This window comes from Herpetosiphon geysericola (assembly GCF_001306135.1).
GTDB classification, from domain to species: Bacteria; Chloroflexota; Chloroflexia; order Chloroflexales; family Herpetosiphonaceae; genus Herpetosiphon; species Herpetosiphon geysericola.
This window is the reverse complement of record NZ_LGKP01000013.1, coordinates 156,388-177,343: the sequence shown is the minus strand read 5'-3', so window position 1 is coordinate 177,343 and position 20,956 is coordinate 156,388. Positions and strand designations below refer to the sequence as shown.

Genomic DNA, 20,956 nt, shown 5'->3' with positions numbered 1-20,956 from the left:
AAATGGTATACTGGGCATGGACGGAACTCCTTCTGATGGTGGCTAGACACTTCCATCGTCGGGCTTCCGTCTTGCTTTGTCAAGGGATTCTTTCCTCATAACTCACATCATAACTCACATCAGGCGTAAACCCATAAGTAAGTTAAGTAAGTGCTGAATTTTATTATGTCAAGAATAAAGCAGCGCCATCAACTATTCGCTTGATGGCGCTGCTTTGCGCAAACCACTACCATGCAACCGGCAAGCGTTGCAAACCACGCACAACGGCGGTTGAGCGCCAACGCAATTGCTCAGCGGGCACCGTTAAGCGCAAATTTGGCCGCAGGTCAAAGAGCAATTGCAGTCCAATTTGGGCTTCCATGCGGGCCAATGGTGCACCTAAGCAATAGTGAATCCCCAGCCCAAAGCCAACGTGACGATTCTTTTCGCGTGTTATGTCTAGTTCATCAGGATTAACAAATTGCTGTGGATCACGGTTGGCTGAGGCCAACGCCACCAATAGCAGATCGCCCTTGGCAATTTTGGTATCAGCAACGATTACATCTTCGGCAGCATAGCGCTCGGTGGCGGTTTCAACCGGAGCCGTAAATCGCACTAACTCCTCAACTGCCGATTTGATCAGCTCTGGCGAACGGCGTAATAAGGCCAATTGCTCAGGGTTTTGCAACAAGGCCAACGTGCCTGATGAAAGCAAATTGACGGTTGTTTCGTGGCCAGCCAGCATCAACAAAAAGACCATCGCCACTAATTCGTCTTCGCTAAAGCGATCACCATCGGCTTCGGCCTGCACCAAGGCGGTGAGTAAATCGGCTTGCGGTTGGTTGCGGCGTTTGGCAAATAATTGTTTAAGATACTTCATCTGCGCCATAATCGCCGGAATTGCCAGTAACACATTGCCAATGGTTGGCGTGCTCAAAACATATTTTGACCAACGATGAAATTTCTGGCGATCTTCGCTGGGAATGCCCAATAACTCGACGATGACCGTTAGCGGCAAGGGCAAGGCGAAATCGGCAATCAAATCGCCTCGGCCACGTTGTTGGGTGCTAATTAACAAAGCTTCGGCAATCTGCTGAATGCGTGGGCGCATTTCCTCAACTCGTTGGGGTGTGAAGGCTTTATGCACTAACGAGCGCAAGCGGCCATGGTCAGGGCTATCTTGATCAAGCATATTCGATTCAAGCGCCTCAAAGATTTTGGGCATCCAAGGTCGTTTGCGTTGTTGCTCCAAGGATTGGGCATTTTTATAGTTTTTGACAAACAGTCGATCATTTTTCAGAATCTCAACCACATCAGCGTAGCGGGTCACAATCCAGGTTTGCATTGAGCCAAGCTTGGCTTTAGCAACTGGACGATCGCGGCGCAAACGGGCATACACCGTAAACGGATCAGCCTTAAACTGACGATCAGTGAGGTTGATGATTGCAGGAATTGACGTTTGTTCTTGCGCTAAACGCTGCATCCAAATTCTCCTTGACACAACTAAAAGCATCTCCGCTTCATAGTAGTTGATTCTAGGAGGTTTGTATAGGATTATCGGCCCGATGTTGTGATCAAATGCTAGCCACCATCACTCGGTACTGCTGCGATATTCTTCCTGAGTTTCGCTAATCAAGCGGCTAATGTCGGAAGAATAGCTTACGCCTAAGCTTTCTCCGTTTTTAAACATTCCGTTTATTTTCAGGGCAGTCGATGTAATAATCGCATCTTCGCGCAAGGCCAGATTGTCCGCCGTCAACGGACTGTTTAGGCTTGTACTCAAGACAATCGCTTGCACGTCAACCCCGACAATCATGGTTTCGCGGCCATATTGCGTCCGCAACCACTCCAGATCAATCAGATTGAGTGCTTCTGCATCAAGATAGAGGATACTCAATGAATCGGTTGGTAGCGGATCGGTCGTTGATTGCACCAGCACTCCTGCCTTCGTAAATGCATCGCCCCATAGTGCAACGTTAGCCCCTGAGCCACGATACACCGCGCGCCGAGGTTCCGCCGCCTCAAATCCGGTAAATGCAAACCAAACCATCCCAACCAGCACGATCAATCCAACTCCAACTCCAACTCCTAGCCAACGTCGCATGGTATTGCCTCAATTCGCAATTCTATAGTGTGGTAATAATCCTATGCTTGGTACGAAACAGTAATCTCATCAAACTATTTTTCGAATACAAGCTACTGCTCAGGCCAAGGCTTGGCTGTTGTTATTGTTGATTGGGTTTGCTATGCTCTTCTAAACTCGCATGGTCAGCGTTTGGATAGCCCAAATAACGATCAAGCTCCCGACTGGTGTGTGGCAAGCCAAATTGATCTAAGAGGCTAAGCGGATTTGTAAACACAACTCCAACTTTCTCATACGCAACATCGGCGATAATTGCCACAATCTGCCGCTGCAAAGGCGTTGGAATATGCTCAGGATCAACATCAAAGCTGCCAAACGCTGCCAGTAATGCAGCATTCCAATACGAATCGTTGTGTTTATGGTTAAGCAGCGCCTCAATAAAATAGGGAATATAGGCTTCTCGGGTAGCAGCATCGCCGCAGGCCAAACAGCAGGCCAAATCGAACCAAAAGCCATTGGTTAATGCCAATGCTTCGTAATGTTCGATCAGGGCGGGGTCGTGATGTTCGATCACATGCCCAATATGGGCAAACAGTTGGTCGGGGATAGGCGCAGGGACGCTATGAAAGATGTACCTAATTGTAGCAACGAGCTTGAGCAAATCATCGGTTGGCGTATCCAACAAGCGTTGAGCAGTGGTAAGGATGTGATCGCTTTGCCACCGACTGAGCAAGATTAAACAATCAGCTCGATAATCTACATTAGCGTGGTTGAGCACACTATCAATAATGTACGCTTGATCGGCATCAGTCGGCTTAATCTCGGCTACGATGTTCAGAGCTTGCCGCCAAATTTGTTTATCTGGATCATGGAACAACTCCATGAAAAATGCCAGCTGCGCTTGAAATGCTTGTTTAATTTGGGCAACAACCAGTAATTCTTGCTCGAGCTGCTCATTAAATGCCGCATCATTCATTCCCACAAGCTGCATGAAACTCTGGTGTGCATCACACCAGCTATGGCCTTGGGCAATATCGGTGAGTAAACTCAGAATACTAACCCGCAGGGGGTAGGACTGATCGGCAACCACTTCGATCAAAAAAGGGATCGCTGCCAGACTTGCTGGATAGACACTCCCTTGGTGGACGAGAGAACTTTCCAATTTATCAAGCGCTTCAGTCCGAAGCTCCTCATCGGGAGCAAGTAATGCGCGCAAAAGGCTTGGGGTATCACTTGCTTCACCATACGCATGGCGCAACCCAGCCCAATCAATCCTATCTAAGCCCTCAAACTGTACCATAAGTTCTCCCCTAACAGAACGATCAATACACCTATTATAAAGTAATCAATCCAATTGCCCAAACGGTTTGAGCCAAACCGCGCAGGCTATTTCAGGGCTTGCCAAGCCTATTCTTCGGATAAACGCAACGCTTTGGCTGCAAGTTGCTGCATAATCGTCCGTAGCTCTGGTGGCTGACGGATAATCACAGGAAAATCGAACTTGAGCAGCAATAATGCGGTGGGCCATAAATCAGCGACCTCACGCCGCCAAAGAATGCCTGCCGGGGTTGCTTCAAAGCTGCCAGCAGCTGGCGGCAACACCTGCTGTACGTGGCTCATACTGGTTTCAAGCAAAATCTCAACTGGATACTGGCCGGGCATGGTGGCAAAGGCGTTATGCACATGCTGGATAGGATCAAAACCCTCAGGTTGATCGAATGTATGATCTGTTGCTTGTAGCTCGCTGATCCGATCAAGCCGAAAGGTGCGTAGATCGCGGCGTGTATGGCAAAAACCCACCGCATACCAAAAACCTTGATAATACACAATTCCATATGCGTCAAACAGTCTGGTTGATTCAGTTCCGCTGAGTGACATATAGCGCATGCTGAGCGATTGGCATTTATGCACCGCTAAACTCAAGCGCGCAACTATGCTCGGCTGCAATGTAGTTGGTGAAGCCACAACATTAAAACTTAGCGCTGCTTGCAAGGCTCGCACCTGCTCCAAGAGCGCTTCGGGCATAACCCGCTCAAGCTTGGCGAGCGCACCCTCGATGGCCACCAGCTCAACAGGAAAGTGAAAGGCCTGAAGCACGAGTAAGCCCAGCACCAAGGCGCTTGCTTCTTGATTGTTGATCATCAGCGGCGGCAGTTTAACCCCGCGACCGAGATAGTAGGCCCCATCTGGGCCACGCTCGGCCTCAATTGGAATCCCCATATCCTGCAACATCACAATATAGCGGCGGATTGAGCGCGGGCTAATTTCGAGCCGACTGGCCAATTGCGAACCACTCAGCTGGCGATGCGATTGCAATAATTCGAGGATCGTCAATAAACGGGTGGTTGGACTATACATACACGTATCTTTCATTAATTAGGACTGATTCTGACCTAATCATACTCTATACTCCTTGGTAGATAGCAGTTGTTGTGCTGTCGCTGCTCATTTCAGCAATCATCAAGCAAGGAGCCATCCGATGTCAATCACCGCAATTACCCATTTGAACTTTCATGGCAACGCTCGCCAAGCGCTCGAATTTTATCAGGCTGTATTTGGCGGCACGCTGATAGTGCGAACCTACGGCGATTTTGGTGCACCGCAAGCAACACCGCTTGCCAATCAGGTTGTGTGGGGCCAAGTCGTTGCCGATAGCGGCTTTCAGCTGATGGCCTACGATGTCCCAACTCCAGAAGCGGCTCCAGCAACGCAGCCTACAACCTACCGCGAACATGGCATGACGATCACCCAAGCACCATTCTTTATTGCCTTGCGCGGCGAGCAGCCTAACGAATTGTTGGAACTGTGGCAGCAACTGGCAGTTGAGGCAACGATCATCGAGCCAATCGCCCAATCGCCCTGGGCGCAGCTCTTTGGAATGCTGACCGATCGCTTTGGGGTTACATGGAGCTTTGATGTCGCCTAAACGGTAATTCGCAAAAAACCATTAAAAAAGCCTCTCGTTTATGGCGAGGGGCTTTTGGTATACGGCAGATAACAATAATAGCTCATTAGCATTCTTTCGGCGTATGGCTGCTTCAATTTTGCACTGGCATACGAACTTCAAAATTATCATAGGCATAGGTTGCAGTAGAGCCTTGCAACGGCAGGCGCATCATAAAATTGATTGTTCCCTCGGCTATGGCATCATCGAACACTTTTGCGACAAACGTTCCATTCATATAGATCCAGAAATAGCTATCATAGGCAATAATTTCAAACTTATTCGGCAAATCACGGTATATATCACTGAGGATAATATCGCTCAATGTATTTAAATCCTTGTGTAACTTCCGCATCACCATGCGCTTTGATGGTTGTTTGAGATACACAAAGTAACTATCTTCGTGATTAATGTTGCCACGCATCCGTAGCGCAATGCCTGCATCGTTATCAGGATCACCTTTGAGCTGTTGCAGATCAAAGGTGACATAGAAATTACCAACCGCAGGAACAAGCGTTTGGGTATCCCACGCGAGCGCACCTTCAGCTCTTAAGGCGGTTGCTGTCAATACATAGCGCCCATCAGTTATTTCAGATACAAGGCTGGCAGATGAATCGCCGCGTGTGCCAACCACCCATCCATGGCGATTATCATCAAATGCGTCGTGAAAGAGACTCTTCCATTGTTGGGCGTTTGCCAGCACCAGCTGTGGATCATCAATCGAGGGCAGTGCAGCAGCCATTTTCGGTCGAAAGACGAAGCCATCAATCGACAGATACAAAAGCCAAAGGATCAGCAGTTGAGCGCTTGCCAGCCGTACTTTTTGGCCGCCAGGCCTGCGCTGCTGCAAGGCAGTTTTTTCTGGCGGGTTCGTTGGGCTTTGTGGCAGTTGCTTGAGGGTTGGAGTTTGAACGTGATGCAACTGCTGCTCGAAGCCTTGGAGATACTCGATGACTTCGCTAATTGAATACTGTTGGGGCTTTGGAACTTTCCCAGTTGCAAGAATCAAGGCTTCGATTTCAATTGCCGAAAGTGCAAAGACTTTGCCAATGGTATCGAGCACAACTCGTTCGTTGGGTACAGTCGAATTATTCTTCCAATTGTAAATTGTTTGTGGCTTAACCCCTAGCGCTTCTGCCAAGTCAATAATCGTTCGTGGTTTCCACTTACTGCGCAGAAAATAGTCGAATACCTCAGCATAGTTGATAAATCCATCATTGCGTTGAAGCAGTGATCGTTTTTCACCCAAGGCTAGCTCCTTTGCCTATAGATCTAGACCAATCCATGTGTCCTGCATACGTTTGCGATGATTTGACTGCAATTTTGACATGAGATTTGATGATCGTCAAAGGCTGATTGGATTTATTGGCCTAAGCTTAGGGTGATTAATCACGCTAACTCATTAATGAGTTTTTACCCATTGCGCAATGGCATTCGCTTCAGGAAGGATGCCAGCATGAAAACCACGACCCAAACCAAGCTCTTGCAACTCACACCACAAGTTCGAGCAGTCGTCATGTTGCTGTTGGAGGGCAAATCAAATAAAGAGATTGCCAACACCATGAGTATCGCGATTAAGACCGTTGAACAATACCTAACGCTTGCCTATAGGACATTTGCCGTCGATGGCCGCGTCCAATTGCTGCTTGAGCTTTTAAAATAGCTTGCCGATTGCACATTAATGTTTTACAGGGTTATCCCTGATTGGGTTCAAAGCCTGCGCATTTTATACTATGGGCAATGCAAGGCCGCGCAGAATATCCACCAGTGATCGAATCCGCTCGATTTATTGAGGAGGAACCTAGAATGAAGAAATTGTTATCGATGTTGGCTGCATTGTTGCTGGTTTTCAGTGCCTTGATCGTTCCCCAACCGCAAGCAGCCGCTGCCGCCCCCGAGGCAGCACCAGTGATGACCTATATGCGCTTCAATCGCTATGGTGGCGATATTTATGCCACCTATTGTATCGCCTCAGCGATGAGCCATGACATTTATTGGGGTGCAACTGCACCTGTTCAGTGGAACACATGGGCAGGCTACGGGGCAATCAATAATTGCGTCACCAAATATCTGTTTTCGCAAGTAGCTTCAGGTGAGCAATTGTATGTAGATGTTTTTGCCTATGCTGATTGGGGGGAAAGATATTATTTTACAATCACCGCCAATGGTTCAACCAATATTTACTGCGAAATAGATAATAATACTTCAAGCGATGATATGCAACCCGGAGTCACTACGGCCACATCCTGCGCCTTTGTGCAATAGTGAATAACGGCTTAGTGGGAGCACTTCTAATTAAGTGCTCCCACTAAGCATGATTAAATAAAATCATAGTTACTCAAACTGAAAAAGGATCGCACAACGAAGCATTATCAGCATCAGAACAAGACTGAACACAGCAATGCCTCGGAGCAATGCGTAATGAGCTGGAGTTAGCAGTGCGTTGCGTGATTCTACTCCGTTGTTGGTAGTTCAGAACTCATGGTTGGAATCCGAATCGTAAAGCAACTGCCGATGCCTTCGTGGGATTCGATCTCAATACTGCCGCCGTGAGCCGCCACAATTTCTTTCACCACATACAAGCCAATCCCAGAGCCAGAGATCATCTGCATGCGCGCTGATGGCACACGATAAAAGCGTTTGAACACATGGGGCAAGGCTGTTTTGGGAATCCCAATCCCTTGATCGTGAATTTGGATGCTGACCTCGTGGGCGAGCATGGTTGCCTCGACCGTAATGGTGCCCCCGTCGGGGCTATATTTAACCGCATTTTGCAGTAAATTCATCAACACCTGCTCTAAGCGTCGGGCATCGCCATAGACCATCATTGAGCCAGGCGCTGAAACTTGAACGATATGATGACGGGTGGTCATTGCTTGGATCGCAAGCAGCACATCATCAAGCAACGAGCCAATGTCGACTGGTTGGCGCTGAATTTCAAGTTGGCCTTCCGTCAGGCGCGAAATATCCAGCAACTCGCTTAGCAACGTATTCAGCCGATTGCCTTGTTCAAGAATCATCGTCAGATCAGCTTGCATCTGGGCGAGTGGTGCTGAGCGGGCCATACGGCGTTGTAATAATTGAGTGCGTCCAAGTAAGCCAGCCAAAGGATTTTTGAGTTCGTGCGACGCGATCGATAAAAAAGCTTCGCGATCGGCAATTGCGGTTTGGGCATCGCGATAAAGCGCAGCATGCTCGAATGCATTGGTCAGGCGCAAGCAAATCTCTTGCAGAAACTGGGGATCAATTGCCGCAGACTCGATCGCTACTGATTGATAAATGCCAAAGATTCCATAACAATGATGGGCTGATTGCAAGGCAAACAGTTGGCTTCCGCCATCAACGGGAAAGAGCGTGGTTGTACTGACAAGTTGGGCAAATTCCAGACTATCTGCGGCCAGAATAATCTGGGTTAAACAGCGCTGAACATGAGGATCGCTTGCATAGGCATGCATTATTTGCGCGCCAAGCGCTGCACAATCGGGCGCACTCGCCAGCGCAAGTTCAGGCAACCATTGCTCATCACGGTCAAGCAAGGCCACAAAACAAAGCCAACCTTGGCCAAGCGTCTGAATAATCCGTTCCAACACCCCAGTAATGCTCGCCGGGTCGGTTTGCAAGCGATACAGAAGCATGCCAATTTCGGCCAAACATGTTGCTTGGGCCTCGGTGCGCGCTTGGGTGATCAATGCTGCGCGCAATTGTTGGTTGGTTGCCTGCAACGCCGCTTGCTGGGCCACAATCTGGCGGCGCAACTGAACCCGCTCGATCGTTTTTTGGAGCGTAATCATAAAGGTCTGATCAAGGGCCGTCGATTTGACAACGTAGTCGTAGGCGCCATGCTTCATGGCCTCGACCGCAACCTGTTCATTGCCAACCCCAGTCAGCATAATGCAGGCTACTTCATGATCGTGGGGATAGGCAAGAATCTCGATCAACACTTGCAAGCCATCGGTAGGTGGCAGCGAATAATCAAGAATTAGCACATCCAAGGCGGTTGTTTGCCAAATCTGCCGCGCTTGGTCAGCAGTTTCGGCTTCGAGTACCCGATAGGTTGCGGCCTGATCGCGCTGAATTAGGCGTCGATAGCGATAGCGATCAGCCTCCTGATCATCAAGAATCAAAATAGTCCAAGCATATGAATCGAGCATTCATTACCGTCCATAAGGATGACACACGACCTCAAACCAATACCGATAGAGAACATGCATCGTCTGTTGAAAGCCTGCGACATTAAGCGATTTAACCAGATAGCTATTGGCTCCATCCTGATAGCAACGGGTGATTGCATCGGGATTAGCTGATGTAGTAAGGATAACAACCGGAATTTGGCGCAACACTGGTGAGGTTTTGATCTGAGCTAGAACCGTAAACCCATCCATTGCAGGCAGATTCAAATCCAAGAGAATCAGGTCGGGCAACGAACTGCGTGGCAGCGTCACCGATGTTTCGTGTAACAAATGCAGTGCTTGATCGCCATCGTAACAACGCACAATCTCCAGCGTTGGATTAAAACGCGAAAAACTGCGCTCAATCAGAGCACAGTCTTCATCACTATCATCAATGACTAAGAGTTGGCGTTTGCGTAATGTTTGATACATCCTAGGCCCCACGAATGGTAAAGGTGAAGATGGTTCCCTTCCCGAGCGTTGATTGCACCGCTACTATACCACCATGGCGCTCGATGATCTTCTTTGCAATAGTCAGGCCAACGCCTGTGCCGCCACCGAACTGATCGCGCCCATGTAAGCGTTTGAACAGCCGAAAGATCGTTTCATAGTGCGCTTCAGCAATCCCAATCCCATTATCTTCGACGTCAATCCGATACCAAGGCTGCTGATCTGCATCCAAGGGCAGCGCTGTAGCGCTAATTTCAACCCATTTATGGGCTGCTTGCGAATATTTCAGCGCATTGCTTAGCAGATTTTGCACAACCTCGCTCAGATGCAGCGGATCAGCAAACAATATCGGCAATGGCCGAGGAATCCGAATTTCCAGCATTTCTGGCTGAATGAATAAGGTTTCAGCGACATCATGGATTAAACTGGCCAAATTAACTGGCTGAAACTGCAATTCAACCCGCCCAAGCCGGGAATGATGCAGCAGCGAATCGAGCAAGGCATCCATGCGTTGGGTCAAACGCAACATGGTTTGGAGCTTAGCTTGGCCAGCAGCATCAACTTTATCTGCATAATCTTCAAGCAGAAAATGAGCATAGGTGTGAATGCCGCGCAACGGTTCTTTTAAATCGTGTGAGGCGCTATAGGCAAAGGCATCAAGCTCGGCGTTACTTTGCTCCAAGGCGCGATTAAGTGTTGATAACGCAGTAGCTTGTTGCAACAGCAGCGTTCGAATTGTGTCACGGATTGTTTTGGCAACAGCCAGTTCTGCATCTGTCCAAGCAACACTATGCAAGGCTCGCTGCTCTTTCCATTGGGCAAACGATTGGCGTGGGCTAATCCGAATGCCATCGTCGGCAAGTGTGACTGCTTTGGTTGGTTCGCCAGCCCAGGTAATCGTTTGAATTTCTTCTGGGCGAAACCAGAGCAGATAGTGATCGGTCTCGCCAACCAAGGGCAATGCCAACACGCCACTTGCAAGCGCAGCCAAGGCCGCAAATGGCGGATGCTTGGTTGCCAACGACGCAGTATGATAGCCATCATCAATCGTCGCTGGCTGCGCCCGAATCCAACTAATAATTGTCCGAATATGATGCGTGCTAGGCGTTTGGCCAAGCACAACCAACTCATCGTTGGTATGAATCGCAACCCCACCAGCAGCAATTAAATCGAGTAGGGTATGCTGACCTGCAACCAAGCCATCCATCCAGCGCTGGGCGCTCGTCATCTGCTGCAACAAGCTGGTTTGAATCGTCGCGAGCTGCTGGGTGGCTGCATGATCGTGATAATGAACTTTGCTGGTCAACGCCAGCGATACCGACTGGCCCAAAACCTCACATGCAGAACGCAGGGTGCACGAAAGATAATGCGGCTCGGCATGATGGCAGGCAATCAAGCCCCATAACTGGCCTTCATAAACCAATGAAACCGACATCGAGGCCCGCACACCCATATTGGCGAGATACTCGCGATGCACTGGTGAGACACTGCGCAGAACGCTATAACTAAGATCTAGAGGCTGGTGATCGGGCGTTGCTACGGCCACAATCGCAACTGGCATATAGCGCGCATCGGGAATGAGCCGCAGCCAATTGCGTAGATACAAGGCCCGCGCTTGGGGCGGAATATCCGAAGCAGGATAATGCAAGCCGAGAAACGATTCTTGGCTGGGGTCAACGGCTTCGGCAATTACCGTCCCGTGACCATCAGCATCAAATTGATAGATCATCACCCGATCAAAACCAGTCAGTTGGCGCACTGCGCGCACGGTTTCAGCGCAAAATGGCTGAAACTCAGGAATTTGTTGCAAACGGGCAACGATGCTCCGTACCATTCGGTAAGCATCGTGCGGGCCTGTTGCGCTGGTGAGCGTAGGCTCGAATTCAAGAATAAGTGTATCCTGATGGCGATGTAAAATCCCGTCACATACCTTCTGCGTGGCTTGCAACGGAACCGTCCAAAGATAGAGCGGATTTTGATCAAGCTGTTCGTGGGCTACAACTGAACGCAGATACGCCAGTTGGTCGCTACTAATCAGCAGTTCTAATGATTGGTTGAGCAGTTGTTCAGGCGTATAGCCAGTAAAATCCAGACTATTGGCGCTAATTTGCAGAATCTTAAAATCCGGTTCGCTGAGCACCAGCAACAAACCATGAGCTTGAATCATGCCCGGAATATGAATGGGTTCGGTTGCACACTGGTCGAGATCGCTTATGGTCATGATCTATCCTTTCAGCAGAGAACCTACCCATAATCCTAGCACTAGTTTGGCGATCTAGCGCTCATGTTGATTAGGTGCTGTCATTGGCATCTGTTCCAGAGCTTGACCAACCATCGAGCAAATCGGCCCAAGGCGGCGTGCAGCCAGCTCGCTCCCATTCGGCAGCATAGCGCGCCAATTGATCTGGCCGATGCTGCTGCATCCAACGCAAATTTTCGATCATGGCGGGGGTAATCTGGTTGCGAACTGCTCGATACGCCTCCTGAACTGTCATCCCCGCCTGCATGAGGGTTTCAAGCATTGGCATATGCATTCCTTTCTGTGCAACGATCAAGCGCTTTAGCCAGACCATAGCAAGAAAATCGGGCTGCGTCAATCACTAATTTAAGGTTAATTAATGAATATTTATTATGTAAAATTAGGTTTTTGTCCAGCCCATTACTTTTAGTCAAAACAGGCCTAAACCCACAAACAACCCTCGCAGGAGTCGTTTGTGAGCGTGCACCCCAATCAATCAGCTAAAACGTCACATGCGACGCGCCAAATCAGCTCGGGCAGGGTATTGAGCAAATAGGGCATATAAACCCGTTCCAGCCGCTGATGGTAATCACGGCCCCAAGGCCCAATATTGATGGTCGGCAGATTGAGCGTGCGCACAAGCGTGTAATCGAATTTCAGGCGAGAACCCCACAGCGGCGTGTTGGCAGCAACAATTGCTTGATCGGACTGCTCCATTGCACTGCCATAAAAGCTCATATCCGAAATTCCAGCGAAAAATGGCCGCAGCTTAATCGTGGTGGAATATTCGGCGGCCAGTGCTTGGGCATGGCGTTCGCAGGCCGCGCGCAGGCGATGTTCGCGCTCGCTACGCCCAGTAACTAAACTGTGTGGATAATGCAGCGAGCCAAAGCCTACTACAGCAGCCGGGCCACTCATGCCAGCACAACGCCAGAGATAGGCAACCAATTGGCGGCTGAAGCTTGGGGCATCGAGAGTGTGATCGGCTAGTAGCGCTGTGGTAAGCGTGGCGAAATTGCTAGCAAATGAAGGACCGCCATGCTGCTGCGCCCGCAACATAAGCTCTGCATAGCTCAGCACCTGCGCCCGCCAACGCACTGGTGCTGCCGAGCCAACCAAAGCTGCATAGCGTTGGGCCTGCGCAAACTGGGTTGCGAGCACTGCGTCGAGGGCTTCACGAGTCACAGCCATAAATTGATCGAGAACCATGCTCGCTGGGCGGCCATGGGTCAAATAATTAAAATAGCACCAAGCAGTGCTCGGGGTTGTCACATCGTAGAACGCTTTGAGATCGCTTTGTTTGAGGCTAATTGGTGGAGGGGCAAGCTCGCCCTCGGCCTCATCGCAGAGATCAATATTACACTCAATGGCTTGGGTGACTGCTGCCGCCATGCGATTCACATTAATGCCATCGAATGGATAGCCAGCATGAGTTTCGCGCCCAACCAAATAGATTAATGGCAAAAACTTGCCAACCGTGCCCAAAAATATCGCTTGGCCTTGCTCCCCAGCAGCTTGATCGCTCGTAGCATCAAGATTAATTGCTGCTGCCAGCTCAAGGCCCCATTCCTTGGCCAGCTGATGCAAGTGAATGGTTGCCGAGCGTGCGCCATGTGAGGCTTCCTCTTCGTCGGGAGTCGCAATAAACAACAGATTACCCCGCCGCTCTGGATGGGCGGCAAAATGTAGCAGCACCGCTAGACCAACCGCCAAGCCGCTCTTCATATCCAACGCACCGCGTCCAGGCAGAAAGTCGCCTGAACGCAAATCGTCAAGCGCCAGCTGGTCGGTGCGGCTTGAACCATGCTCCAAGCTTGCAATCAAGCGCGGCAGCAACGCCTCGGGATCAGTGGCCCACTCAGCTAAATCGCCATAATTCTCGATACTGACCACATCGTAGTGGCCTGCCAAAACAACCGTAGTTGGGCCTGTGCCGCGCACGAGTGCATACAGATTCGAGCGCTCATAGCCATCATCGACGGTGCGCGCTAGGCGCAACTGGCTCGGATGAGCGGCAAAATAGGGTTGTTGGCCCAACCATTCCGCCAACTGTTGTGACCACTGGCATTCACCTGGGGTATTGGTGACACTCGGCCAACCTACGAGCTTAAGCGTCAGCTCGCGGACAATCTCAGACCATGCGTCCATTGCGATCTTCCTTTGCGTCAACGCCCAAACAACAGCGTTTGGGTTCAGGGTATGCGCCAAGCATAGCGCGTTTTGTCAAAGCTGGCTATTGCGCAGCGTGGTTGGTACGGAATGTGCCAGTAAGCCTGCAAGAGAATCCGGTTATAACCACATAGGAGGAAGCGCAATGGCACACCGTCGCGTTGGACGATTGCTTGGCATCGCGAGTATCGCACTAATGCTGAGTATACAAGGCCATGTTTTTGCCGAAAATGCCCCCCCACCCCCGAATGGCGAAATTGTAGAACCGACCAAACTGCCCTTTGACCCAGCCCTGGTGCAGCAACTCCGCGTGCCAGCTGGATTTTGGATTGACGTCTGGGCCAAAGATGTTGGCAATGCCCGTATGATGACGATGGCGCCCAATGGGATTCTTTACGTGACTCGCCGCGAACAAGGCGATATTTTGGCGCTTGAAGATACCGACCAGAATGGCCAAGCAGATCGCATTTGGACGGTCGCAAGCAACTTGCCCCTTGCCCATGGGCTGACGATTCATGAAGGCTGGTTATATGTTGCCACCGATAAAATCGTCCAACGAGCGGCCTTGCGCGATGATGGCTCGCTTGGCGAATGGACCATGCTGATTGATGATCTGCCTGATGCAGGCCAACATCCCAATCGAACGCTAGCGGTTGGCCCCGATGGCAAGCTCTATATTACGATTGGCAGCACCTGCAATGCCTGCGACGAACCAAATCCAGAAAGTGCGACGATTCTTGTGGCCGAACTCGACGGCAGCAATCGCCAAATTTATGCTAGTGGGTTGCGCAATACGATTGGCTTCGATTGGCATCCTGGTAGTCAACATCTCTGGAGCTTCGACCATGGTTCAGATTGGCGCGGCAACGATCAGCCTCCAGAAGAGTTAAATTTACTCCAGCAAGGCGCCAATTATGGCTGGCCATGGTGTTTTGCTAACCAACAAATTGATCCCTATATTCCCAATGCCCCAAAAGATCAATCCAAGGCTGAGTTTTGCGCCAAAACCCAAGCGCCGATTTTGACCTACACTGCCCATAGTGCCCCAATTGGCATGGCCTTTTATGATCAAAGCCAGTTTCCTGCTGAGTACCATGGCGATGCCTTTGTGGCGATGCGCGGTTCGTGGAATCGCAACCCACCAAGTGGCTATAAAGTCGTGCGGGTACGCTTTCAAAATGGCTGGCCGGTGGCAGTTGACGATTTCTTGACTGGCTTTTTGTTCGAGCAAAATGGCCAATATGCCCAATTTGGGCGGGTTGCTGGCATTACGCTCGCGCCATATGGCTCGCTGTTTGTCAGCGACGACATGAACGGGGTTATTTATCGTATTTCGTGGGCTGGCACACCCTAAGTTGCTATAGATCAATGATTTTAGCCAAGCAAGACAGGCATGGAGCACACCGCTCTATGCCTGTCTTGCTTAACAAATCAACCACACAGAATGAGTCAAACGCTGCCTAACAATTGGTCAATTTAAGTTGCATTGAGCCTCATACAACCGCTATACTAGCGTCATGCAAGCGCTGCCATGGTAGTCAATTCACCATTTTAGCCATTCGTTTTAGCCGATCGTGAGGATTGCATGGACCCTTCCATGACGATGTTGCAAACCTGTCTTGTCTCCTATCGTACCTTCCTTCAGCGTTTGCCGCCAAGTCAGTACACCGATTTTTGCCGCTGGGTTTTGCAACCTACGAATCCGCTTTTAACTGAATTTCTCCACCTCAGTAGCCTCACCCAAATGTGCTCGCTTTTTACCTATCTCTACGGACCAGCAACTAATGATCTTGCTCACTGGGATCATCTGTGTGCTGAGTTTAGTTCGTTGTTGCTCTACCAACGCTATGAAGTTGTGTCGGATAATTTGGCGATGGGCTTGGCATTAAGCGCCGCTGCTCATGGCGAGGTGGTTACAACCTTCAATACCATGCTGATCGATGTGCTGACCGATACAGCGCCAATTGCCCTCCCGCGCTTGCAACAGATCGTTGCTGCGGTTCCATGGCTTGATCAGCATCTTGCTGCCGAGCGCTATCGGGCGATTGTGCAGGCCTTCCGTGCCGATGCCGATCTTGAAGCATGGGTTGCGCTTTCGGCCAATATTGTTGCTTGCCGTGATGTGCTGAGCCAAATTTTGCATCCAGTCGCCAATGCACGTATTCGCCAAAGCTTAATCGCACGCTACTATGCCATGAACACGTTGTGCAGCCCTGGTGTACGCAGCATTGAGGAATTGCTTGCCTTACAAACTGCAACAATGCTGGTCATTCCGACCTTAGAATATTGTGTTAATTTGTGGAGCCAGATCTATCTTGATGATCGCACAGACCAAAATCGGATTGCAACCGATCCCAAGCTGCGAATGTTGATTAACGATGCCAATAGCTTGGTGCGTTGTCTCAACGATTGTGGCCCGTTGCTGCTCAGCGCCGATGCGCAAACGATTGCCCAGCACTACCGCCATTTACACCAGAGCGTTCCAGCCCACGACGATGAAGATTGGCTCGCATGGTTTGTGCGCGCCGCTGATCGCGTGCCTCATTTCTTCCGCCTCCATAAAGATGTTGCCTTCCGCGAGTTTAATCTGCTGTTTGCAGGGCTTACTGCTGAGCAACCGATCCCAAGCGTAATTGAGCAATTAATTAGCAACACCCAAACAATTGCCCAGCACTACCAAATCATTCTGCGCCACTTCGAGGCTGCCAGCCAGCAACTTAACCAAACGCCACTGTATAGCATTCCAGTGGGCATCATCACGCGCATGGTCACTTTCCACCAGCAACTCTATGCCAACCACTATGGCGATATTATGGGCGAATATGCGGTTGCGGCTGGCTAAGCCACGTTAGGCTCGGCGTTCAAGCCGCTGGGGAAAAGCCTTGGCCGGAAGCATTGTGGCGCACATTGGCCGCCACTCGACCGTAAATGCCCCCTGATAACCAAAGACTGGCCCCCACAGTGGGTTTGTCACTACCACGCTAATCCGAAATTGTGCCGTTGCGTCGTCGTACCATTCACATACCTCGGCAGTGCCCGAAAGGATGCGCGGAAACTTAAAGCCCAACCATCCCTCATAGAAACGTTGGGCACCTGAGCGCAAGCACATGCCGCCGCGTGCATCAACCCACATGGCTAAATCAACAGCAAAATGCTGATGCGTTCCAAGATAATCGACAATACAGGCCCGCTGATCGCTATAGACCATGTAGGCATCGAAGCGGCGTTTGGTCTGCGGATTGACCTGAAATGTGCGCAGCCATGTAACCGTCTCACGCCCCGCCGCATCGCGATAGGCATAATTTTCAAGCGTAAACGGAATCTGGGTGCCCCATTCAGCAAACATGATGTGGCGCGCTTGCCCAGCGTGCAACAATGGCCGCAGTGGCAGGCCACCATTCCAAATCATGCTCATCTGGCCTTGACCAATCGCCGCCATTTCGCTACTGCTAGCTAGCCCAAAGCGGCGCTGAATTTGCGGATGCAGGCGGTCGAAGTCAGCACCTAAGGCCTGTTGATAAATCGATTGAGTTTGCATCTTAGCGCTCCTTGTAGCTCCAAAAACAATGCTGTGCCGAAGGAATCTGGGCTGAACGAACTTTGCGATACCTGAGCATGCCAACTAAAAGCAACCCAGCGCTGACCAAGCCAAGTTGCCAAGCAACTAATGTGAAGCAAATAAACAGCATGCCAAGTATGGCAAGCACCGCGATCCGTTGCTTAAGCCATGTGCGCAAGGCAAGTGCTGGATCAAGCTGCTGCTCGACCCACAAGCGCAGGCGGTCAAAGCTCCATGCCGTTGCCCACGCCATCAGCGGGCGAAACAGCAGGCGATCGATCAGCCACCCCAGCCGCCCAAAGCGCGTCTGATAGTCGTAGCTGGTCGAAAAATCAATCCCGTCGCTCGTTGGGGTGTAGAGCCAATAGCCTGCCCCAGAGCGAATCAGCGACAGTGGATGCTCCGACCAAAAACGCAAGGCGGAGATCATACGTCCATCGGCGAGCTGCTTGGTGCTCGTTTCGCCGCGACCCGTAATCTGGAGGCCAAAGCCAATGTGGGTGGTATAGAGAAAGGCTTGGGGTTGAGCGTCATCAGCACGTTGGCAATACTCAATTGTCGAAAAGCGCAGATCCCAGCGCTGATGAAGATTCGGCTGTTGGGTTGCTTGCCACAGCGCCGCGAAAGAAGCATGAATTTTGGTTTTAACAACTATCGCCATCTGCACAGCTCCGCATAAGTACCATCCTCTGATGGGGCTAGCATAGCGAAGCGATGTTACACGCGCGTTACAATGGTTTTTAACAAACGAATGCCGATGATCAGATCGATCATCGGCATTCTTGAAAATAAAATGCGGGTTATCGCTTGGCCTATGGCTCAAAACGCAGCTTAATCTGCACAACTTCGGGAACCGTGCCAACCCGAATTGGCGGCCCCCACGTGCCAAAGCCCGATGAGACCACCAGATTGCTTGAGCCTTTGCTCAATTGACCCCATTGTTGCTCATAGCTCAGGCCCGTAATCAACGTGAAGGGAAATAATTGCCCAGCATGGGTATGCCCCGACACCTGAAGATCGGCTTCAACTGCAACCGAATCATCAAAGCGGTTGGGGTTATGATCCATAATCAGCAGAGGTAACGAGCGGTCAGCGCCTTGCAGAATCTCAGTCAAGGGCATACCGATCACATCGCTTGTGGTGCGTGGCCCGCCAATGTCATCGCGGCCAACCAACAGCAAGCTATTATCGACCGTGACCCATTCATCAACCAACATCTGAATGTCAGCCTGGGCTAGGTCAGCCCGAAAGCGTGCTAACTCATCGGCGCGCACATCGTGATTGCCCATAATCGCATAGTTGCCTAACCGCGACTCAAGCTTGCTCAGCTCGTTAGCCATCGCTTGATCGACAAAAGGTTGCAAATCGTCGTCAATAATATCGCCAGCAATGAGCACCAGATCGGGCTTAAGCTGATTGACCATCGCCACCATTGCTTGCACGCGGCCAACACCATTGCTGTAGCCAAGGTGCGTATCCGATACCACAACGATGCTTAATTCACGCGCTGGCCCTGCCTGTTTGGGTACGCTAATCGTATATTCGGCCACGACTGGAGTGCGTGCGCGCCATGTTCCATAGCCAATTAAGCCCACCAGCAGTGCAATAACTGTTGCGCCCGTGGCAAGCAGCGTGCGCCGCGAATAAGCCACGCCCTTGGGAGCGCTACCAGTCAAACGCAACAGCCAACGAATCAGATCAACAAGGCCGAGCAACATTCCTGCATAGACAAAAATGCTCATCCAATAGCCACCAATCGGCGTAAGTAGGGCCATCAGGCTCGTTGGCACGCGGCCAGCAATAAAGCGGCTCACAAATGGAGTACTAGCAAGGAGCCAAAAGCTGAGCCAAAAGAGCCAGCGCGGAATTCGCTGGGGAGCAATGGCCTGCAACCATTGCCATGTCCGCCGACCAATATACAGGTTGATACCGCCGTACAGCACGAAGACGAGCGCGAAGAAGACGAAGGTCATGCCAATACTTTCTCACTGATCGCCATAGGCCTATGGCGATGTTAATAGGCCAGAAAAATCCAGCGGGTTAAGCAGCCGCAGCGCTGAGCAGCATTCAATCGAACGCGATCAAACATGCTACAAGAATGATAGGCAGGTGTAGCAGCGCTGTCAATGCAATCTTATCCTTGGAATGAGATGTGCTTTGGAGTTACTTCAGAACAATCAACCTAGCTACAAGGAGTTTTGGGTATGTACACGGTCAACAGTTTGTTTGGCAAACCAGTTATCGCCCAAGCAACCGGAGAGCGCATCGCCACGGTGCAAGATGTGGTGCTTGATCAACCACCAACGCGGGTTGTTGCCCTGCTGATCGATATTGGCGGCTGGTTATCGACCGCTCGGGTCATTCGCTGGGAACAGGTCATTAGCCTTGGCGATGTTGTGTTGGTAAGTGGCGATCCGCTCTACACAACAATTAAAGAAGATCCTGAATTAGCAGCGCTCATTAAACAAGCCCATCAAATCACTGGCACAACGATCATCACGGTTGATGGAACCCAAATTGGCACCGTGGCCGATTTATCGATCGATGAGCGTGGCACAATCCTTGGCTACCAAATTAAACAAGGCTTCTTTCAAGATTTGCGTGGTCGCAGCCTGCTACCAGTTGAGCAGGTGCGTTCGTTTGGCAATGATGCGATTATTGTTGAACAGCCACCGCAAGCCTAAACTGATACCTCTGTGACACAGATTAATTTGACCTGCCATTGTGTAGCACATGGCAGGTTTTGTTTATTGGGTAACCTCAACATACCAACTCATGATTAATGCATCCATCTGCCACGGCTCATCAGGAAAAAGCAATTCCCACGCATGGCACAAAAAGCCATAGCGATCGGTCGGATAGCGACTAAATTCAATCAGCTGTTGCCAAACATCAAGAAAGTCATCATCCATAGCTGCATCATAGACATTAAGGCAATAACGTAGCGATTCCTTCATATGATATTGAGTACGAACCTCCGCAGGATTCGTGGTAGGCGCAAATTGTGGTTGGAGATAGTTGTGAATAAAGAGTGCTTGATTCTTGCGATCATCAAGATAGAGTGAGCGATTGAGTTGCGGGTCTGAAAGCGTCCATGTCCGAATCATCAAGGTATAAAATACAATATTCCGATCAACCTTAATCTGTCTCATTCCCATTGCTGTTGCCTCGTTACTCCGCTAATTACCTAAAACGAGTGTAGCATACTTGGGGTATGCAGCAAAAATTACTTACGCCTCAAATGTGCCATTTGCGCACGACATAGCACCGAAAAACCACAGATTTTGAGCAATTTTTGAAATTCGTTTGGATTGGTGAAATGCTAGGGCATGCTTATTCGTCTTTAAAGGCAATTCGTTTGATC

General features: G+C 50.3%; 20 protein-coding genes. 6 read left to right on the top strand and 14 right to left on the bottom strand.

Going from position 1 to position 20,956, the window contains the following annotated elements:
- Positions 1-226: 226 nt before the first annotated feature.
- From SE18_RS08395 to SE18_RS08380, 4 genes are all read right to left on the bottom strand, one after another.
- Positions 227-1,462 carry a cytochrome P450 family protein gene (locus SE18_RS08395; protein WP_054533990.1) on the bottom strand — a complete coding sequence of 412 codons (1,236 nt, stop codon included), beginning with the start codon at positions 1,460-1,462 and terminating at the stop codon, positions 227-229.
- A 108-nt stretch (positions 1,463-1,570) separates the two neighbouring features.
- A complete protein-coding gene (locus SE18_RS08390; protein ID WP_054533989.1) occupies positions 1,571-2,083 on the bottom strand; it encodes a hypothetical protein in 513 nt (170 codons plus the stop codon).
- Positions 2,084-2,204: 121 nt separating this feature from the next.
- Positions 2,205-3,362: a hypothetical protein gene (locus tag SE18_RS08385; protein WP_054533988.1), complete on the bottom strand. Its 1,158-nt coding sequence runs from the start codon at positions 3,360-3,362 to the stop codon at positions 2,205-2,207.
- Between the two features lie 107 nt (positions 3,363-3,469).
- Positions 3,470-4,420, bottom strand: a complete 951-nt coding sequence (locus SE18_RS08380) for a helix-turn-helix transcriptional regulator (protein WP_054533987.1) — start codon at positions 4,418-4,420, stop codon at positions 3,470-3,472.
- Positions 4,421-4,541: 121 nt separating this feature from the next.
- Between SE18_RS08380 and SE18_RS08375 the strand changes: the two genes are divergently transcribed.
- A complete protein-coding gene (locus SE18_RS08375; protein ID WP_054533986.1) occupies positions 4,542-4,988 on the top strand; it encodes a glyoxalase/bleomycin resistance/extradiol dioxygenase family protein in 447 nt (148 codons plus the stop codon).
- A gap of 112 nt (positions 4,989-5,100) precedes the next feature.
- Here the strand turns inward: SE18_RS08375 and SE18_RS08370 are convergent, their stop codons facing one another.
- A complete protein-coding gene (locus tag SE18_RS08370; protein ID WP_054533985.1) occupies positions 5,101-6,255 on the bottom strand; it encodes a helix-turn-helix domain-containing protein in 1,155 nt (384 codons plus the stop codon).
- 207 nt (positions 6,256-6,462) lie between these two features.
- Here SE18_RS08370 and SE18_RS08365 point away from each other — a divergent pair, with 207 nt between their 5' ends.
- Entirely contained in the window at positions 6,463-6,669 is a 207-nt protein-coding gene (locus SE18_RS08365; protein WP_054533984.1) for a response regulator transcription factor, read from the top strand.
- A 143-nt stretch (positions 6,670-6,812) separates the two neighbouring features.
- The gene (locus SE18_RS08360) at positions 6,813-7,271 is read left to right on the top strand and encodes a hypothetical protein (protein ID WP_054533983.1); all 459 of its coding nucleotides are present in this window, start codon (positions 6,813-6,815) and stop codon (positions 7,269-7,271) included.
- A 188-nt stretch (positions 7,272-7,459) separates the two neighbouring features.
- Here the strand turns inward: SE18_RS08360 and SE18_RS08355 are convergent, their stop codons facing one another.
- The 5 genes from SE18_RS08355 to SE18_RS08335 form a co-directional block, all read right to left on the bottom strand.
- Positions 7,460-9,157, bottom strand: coding sequence for an ATP-binding response regulator (locus SE18_RS08355; RefSeq protein ID WP_054533982.1), 1,698 nt, complete (start codon positions 9,155-9,157; stop codon positions 7,460-7,462).
- Between the two features lie 3 nt (positions 9,158-9,160).
- Positions 9,161-9,607, bottom strand: a complete 447-nt coding sequence (locus tag SE18_RS08350; RefSeq protein WP_054533981.1) for a response regulator — start codon at positions 9,605-9,607, stop codon at positions 9,161-9,163.
- 1 nt (position 9,608) lies between these two features.
- Positions 9,609-11,846, bottom strand: a complete 2,238-nt coding sequence (locus SE18_RS08345) for an ATP-binding protein (RefSeq protein WP_054533980.1) — start codon at positions 11,844-11,846, stop codon at positions 9,609-9,611.
- A 70-nt stretch (positions 11,847-11,916) separates the two neighbouring features.
- Entirely contained in the window at positions 11,917-12,153 is a 237-nt protein-coding gene (locus tag SE18_RS08340) for a hypothetical protein (RefSeq protein WP_054533979.1), read from the bottom strand.
- Positions 12,154-12,356: 203 nt separating this feature from the next.
- Positions 12,357-14,012, bottom strand: a complete 1,656-nt coding sequence (locus SE18_RS08335) for a M20/M25/M40 family metallo-hydrolase (protein ID WP_054533978.1) — start codon at positions 14,010-14,012, stop codon at positions 12,357-12,359.
- Between the two features lie 166 nt (positions 14,013-14,178).
- Between SE18_RS08335 and SE18_RS08330 the strand changes: the two genes are divergently transcribed.
- Positions 14,179-15,387 (top strand): PQQ-dependent sugar dehydrogenase, encoded by a 1,209-nt coding sequence (locus SE18_RS08330; protein ID WP_054533977.1) that lies wholly within the window; start codon positions 14,179-14,181, stop codon positions 15,385-15,387.
- A gap of 243 nt (positions 15,388-15,630) precedes the next feature.
- On the top strand, positions 15,631-16,875 hold the full coding sequence (locus SE18_RS08325) for a hypothetical protein (RefSeq protein WP_054533976.1): 1,245 nt from the start codon (positions 15,631-15,633) through the stop codon (positions 16,873-16,875).
- Between the two features lie 6 nt (positions 16,876-16,881).
- On the opposite strand, the gene SE18_RS08320 is transcribed toward SE18_RS08325, so the two are convergent.
- The 3 genes from SE18_RS08320 to SE18_RS08310 form a co-directional block, all read right to left on the bottom strand.
- Positions 16,882-17,571 (bottom strand): DUF4166 domain-containing protein, encoded by a 690-nt coding sequence (locus SE18_RS08320; protein WP_054533975.1) that lies wholly within the window; start codon positions 17,569-17,571, stop codon positions 16,882-16,884.
- 1 nt (position 17,572) lies between these two features.
- Positions 17,573-18,253: a hypothetical protein gene (locus tag SE18_RS08315; protein ID WP_054533974.1), complete on the bottom strand. Its 681-nt coding sequence runs from the start codon at positions 18,251-18,253 to the stop codon at positions 17,573-17,575.
- Between the two features lie 151 nt (positions 18,254-18,404).
- Entirely contained in the window at positions 18,405-19,565 is a 1,161-nt protein-coding gene (locus SE18_RS08310) for a metallophosphoesterase (protein WP_054533973.1), read from the bottom strand.
- A 231-nt stretch (positions 19,566-19,796) separates the two neighbouring features.
- Between SE18_RS08310 and SE18_RS08305 the strand changes: the two genes are divergently transcribed.
- On the top strand, positions 19,797-20,276 hold the full coding sequence (locus SE18_RS08305) for a PRC-barrel domain-containing protein (RefSeq protein ID WP_054533972.1): 480 nt from the start codon (positions 19,797-19,799) through the stop codon (positions 20,274-20,276).
- Between the two features lie 63 nt (positions 20,277-20,339).
- On the opposite strand, the gene SE18_RS08300 is transcribed toward SE18_RS08305, so the two are convergent.
- Positions 20,340-20,750, bottom strand: coding sequence for a hypothetical protein (locus SE18_RS08300; RefSeq protein ID WP_054533971.1), 411 nt, complete (start codon positions 20,748-20,750; stop codon positions 20,340-20,342).
- Positions 20,751-20,956: the final 206 nt, after the last annotated feature.

Bases quoted from the DNA above. Each gene is read 5' to 3' on its own strand.
- SE18_RS08355 (WP_054533982.1), bottom strand. From the start codon at position 9,157: ATGCTCGATTCATATGCTTGGACTATTTTGATTCTTGATGATCAGGAG.
- SE18_RS08300 (WP_054533971.1), bottom strand. From the start codon at position 20,750: ATGGGAATGAGACAGATTAAGGTTGATCGGAATATTGTATTTTATACC.
- SE18_RS08320 (WP_054533975.1), bottom strand. From the start codon at position 17,571: ATGCAAACTCAATCGATTTATCAACAGGCCTTAGGTGCTGACTTCGAC.
- SE18_RS08305 (WP_054533972.1), top strand. From the start codon at position 19,797: ATGTACACGGTCAACAGTTTGTTTGGCAAACCAGTTATCGCCCAAGCA.
- SE18_RS08335 (WP_054533978.1), bottom strand. From the start codon at position 14,012: ATGGACGCATGGTCTGAGATTGTCCGCGAGCTGACGCTTAAGCTCGTA.
- SE18_RS08325 (WP_054533976.1), top strand. From the start codon at position 15,631: ATGACGATGTTGCAAACCTGTCTTGTCTCCTATCGTACCTTCCTTCAG.
- SE18_RS08385 (WP_054533988.1), bottom strand. From the start codon at position 3,362: ATGGTACAGTTTGAGGGCTTAGATAGGATTGATTGGGCTGGGTTGCGC.
- SE18_RS08345 (WP_054533980.1), bottom strand. From the start codon at position 11,846: ATGACCATAAGCGATCTCGACCAGTGTGCAACCGAACCCATTCATATT.
- SE18_RS08395 (WP_054533990.1), bottom strand. From the start codon at position 1,462: ATGCAGCGTTTAGCGCAAGAACAAACGTCAATTCCTGCAATCATCAAC.
- SE18_RS08390 (WP_054533989.1), bottom strand. From the start codon at position 2,083: ATGCGACGTTGGCTAGGAGTTGGAGTTGGAGTTGGATTGATCGTGCTG.
- SE18_RS08350 (WP_054533981.1), bottom strand. From the start codon at position 9,607: ATGTATCAAACATTACGCAAACGCCAACTCTTAGTCATTGATGATAGT.
- SE18_RS08330 (WP_054533977.1), top strand. From the start codon at position 14,179: ATGGCACACCGTCGCGTTGGACGATTGCTTGGCATCGCGAGTATCGCA.
- SE18_RS08310 (WP_054533973.1), bottom strand. From the start codon at position 19,565: ATGACCTTCGTCTTCTTCGCGCTCGTCTTCGTGCTGTACGGCGGTATC.
- SE18_RS08360 (WP_054533983.1), top strand. From the start codon at position 6,813: ATGAAGAAATTGTTATCGATGTTGGCTGCATTGTTGCTGGTTTTCAGT.
- SE18_RS08380 (WP_054533987.1), bottom strand. From the start codon at position 4,420: ATGTATAGTCCAACCACCCGTTTATTGACGATCCTCGAATTATTGCAA.
- SE18_RS08340 (WP_054533979.1), bottom strand. From the start codon at position 12,153: ATGCCAATGCTTGAAACCCTCATGCAGGCGGGGATGACAGTTCAGGAG.
- SE18_RS08365 (WP_054533984.1), top strand. From the start codon at position 6,463: ATGAAAACCACGACCCAAACCAAGCTCTTGCAACTCACACCACAAGTT.
- SE18_RS08315 (WP_054533974.1), bottom strand. From the start codon at position 18,253: ATGGCGATAGTTGTTAAAACCAAAATTCATGCTTCTTTCGCGGCGCTG.
- SE18_RS08375 (WP_054533986.1), top strand. From the start codon at position 4,542: ATGTCAATCACCGCAATTACCCATTTGAACTTTCATGGCAACGCTCGC.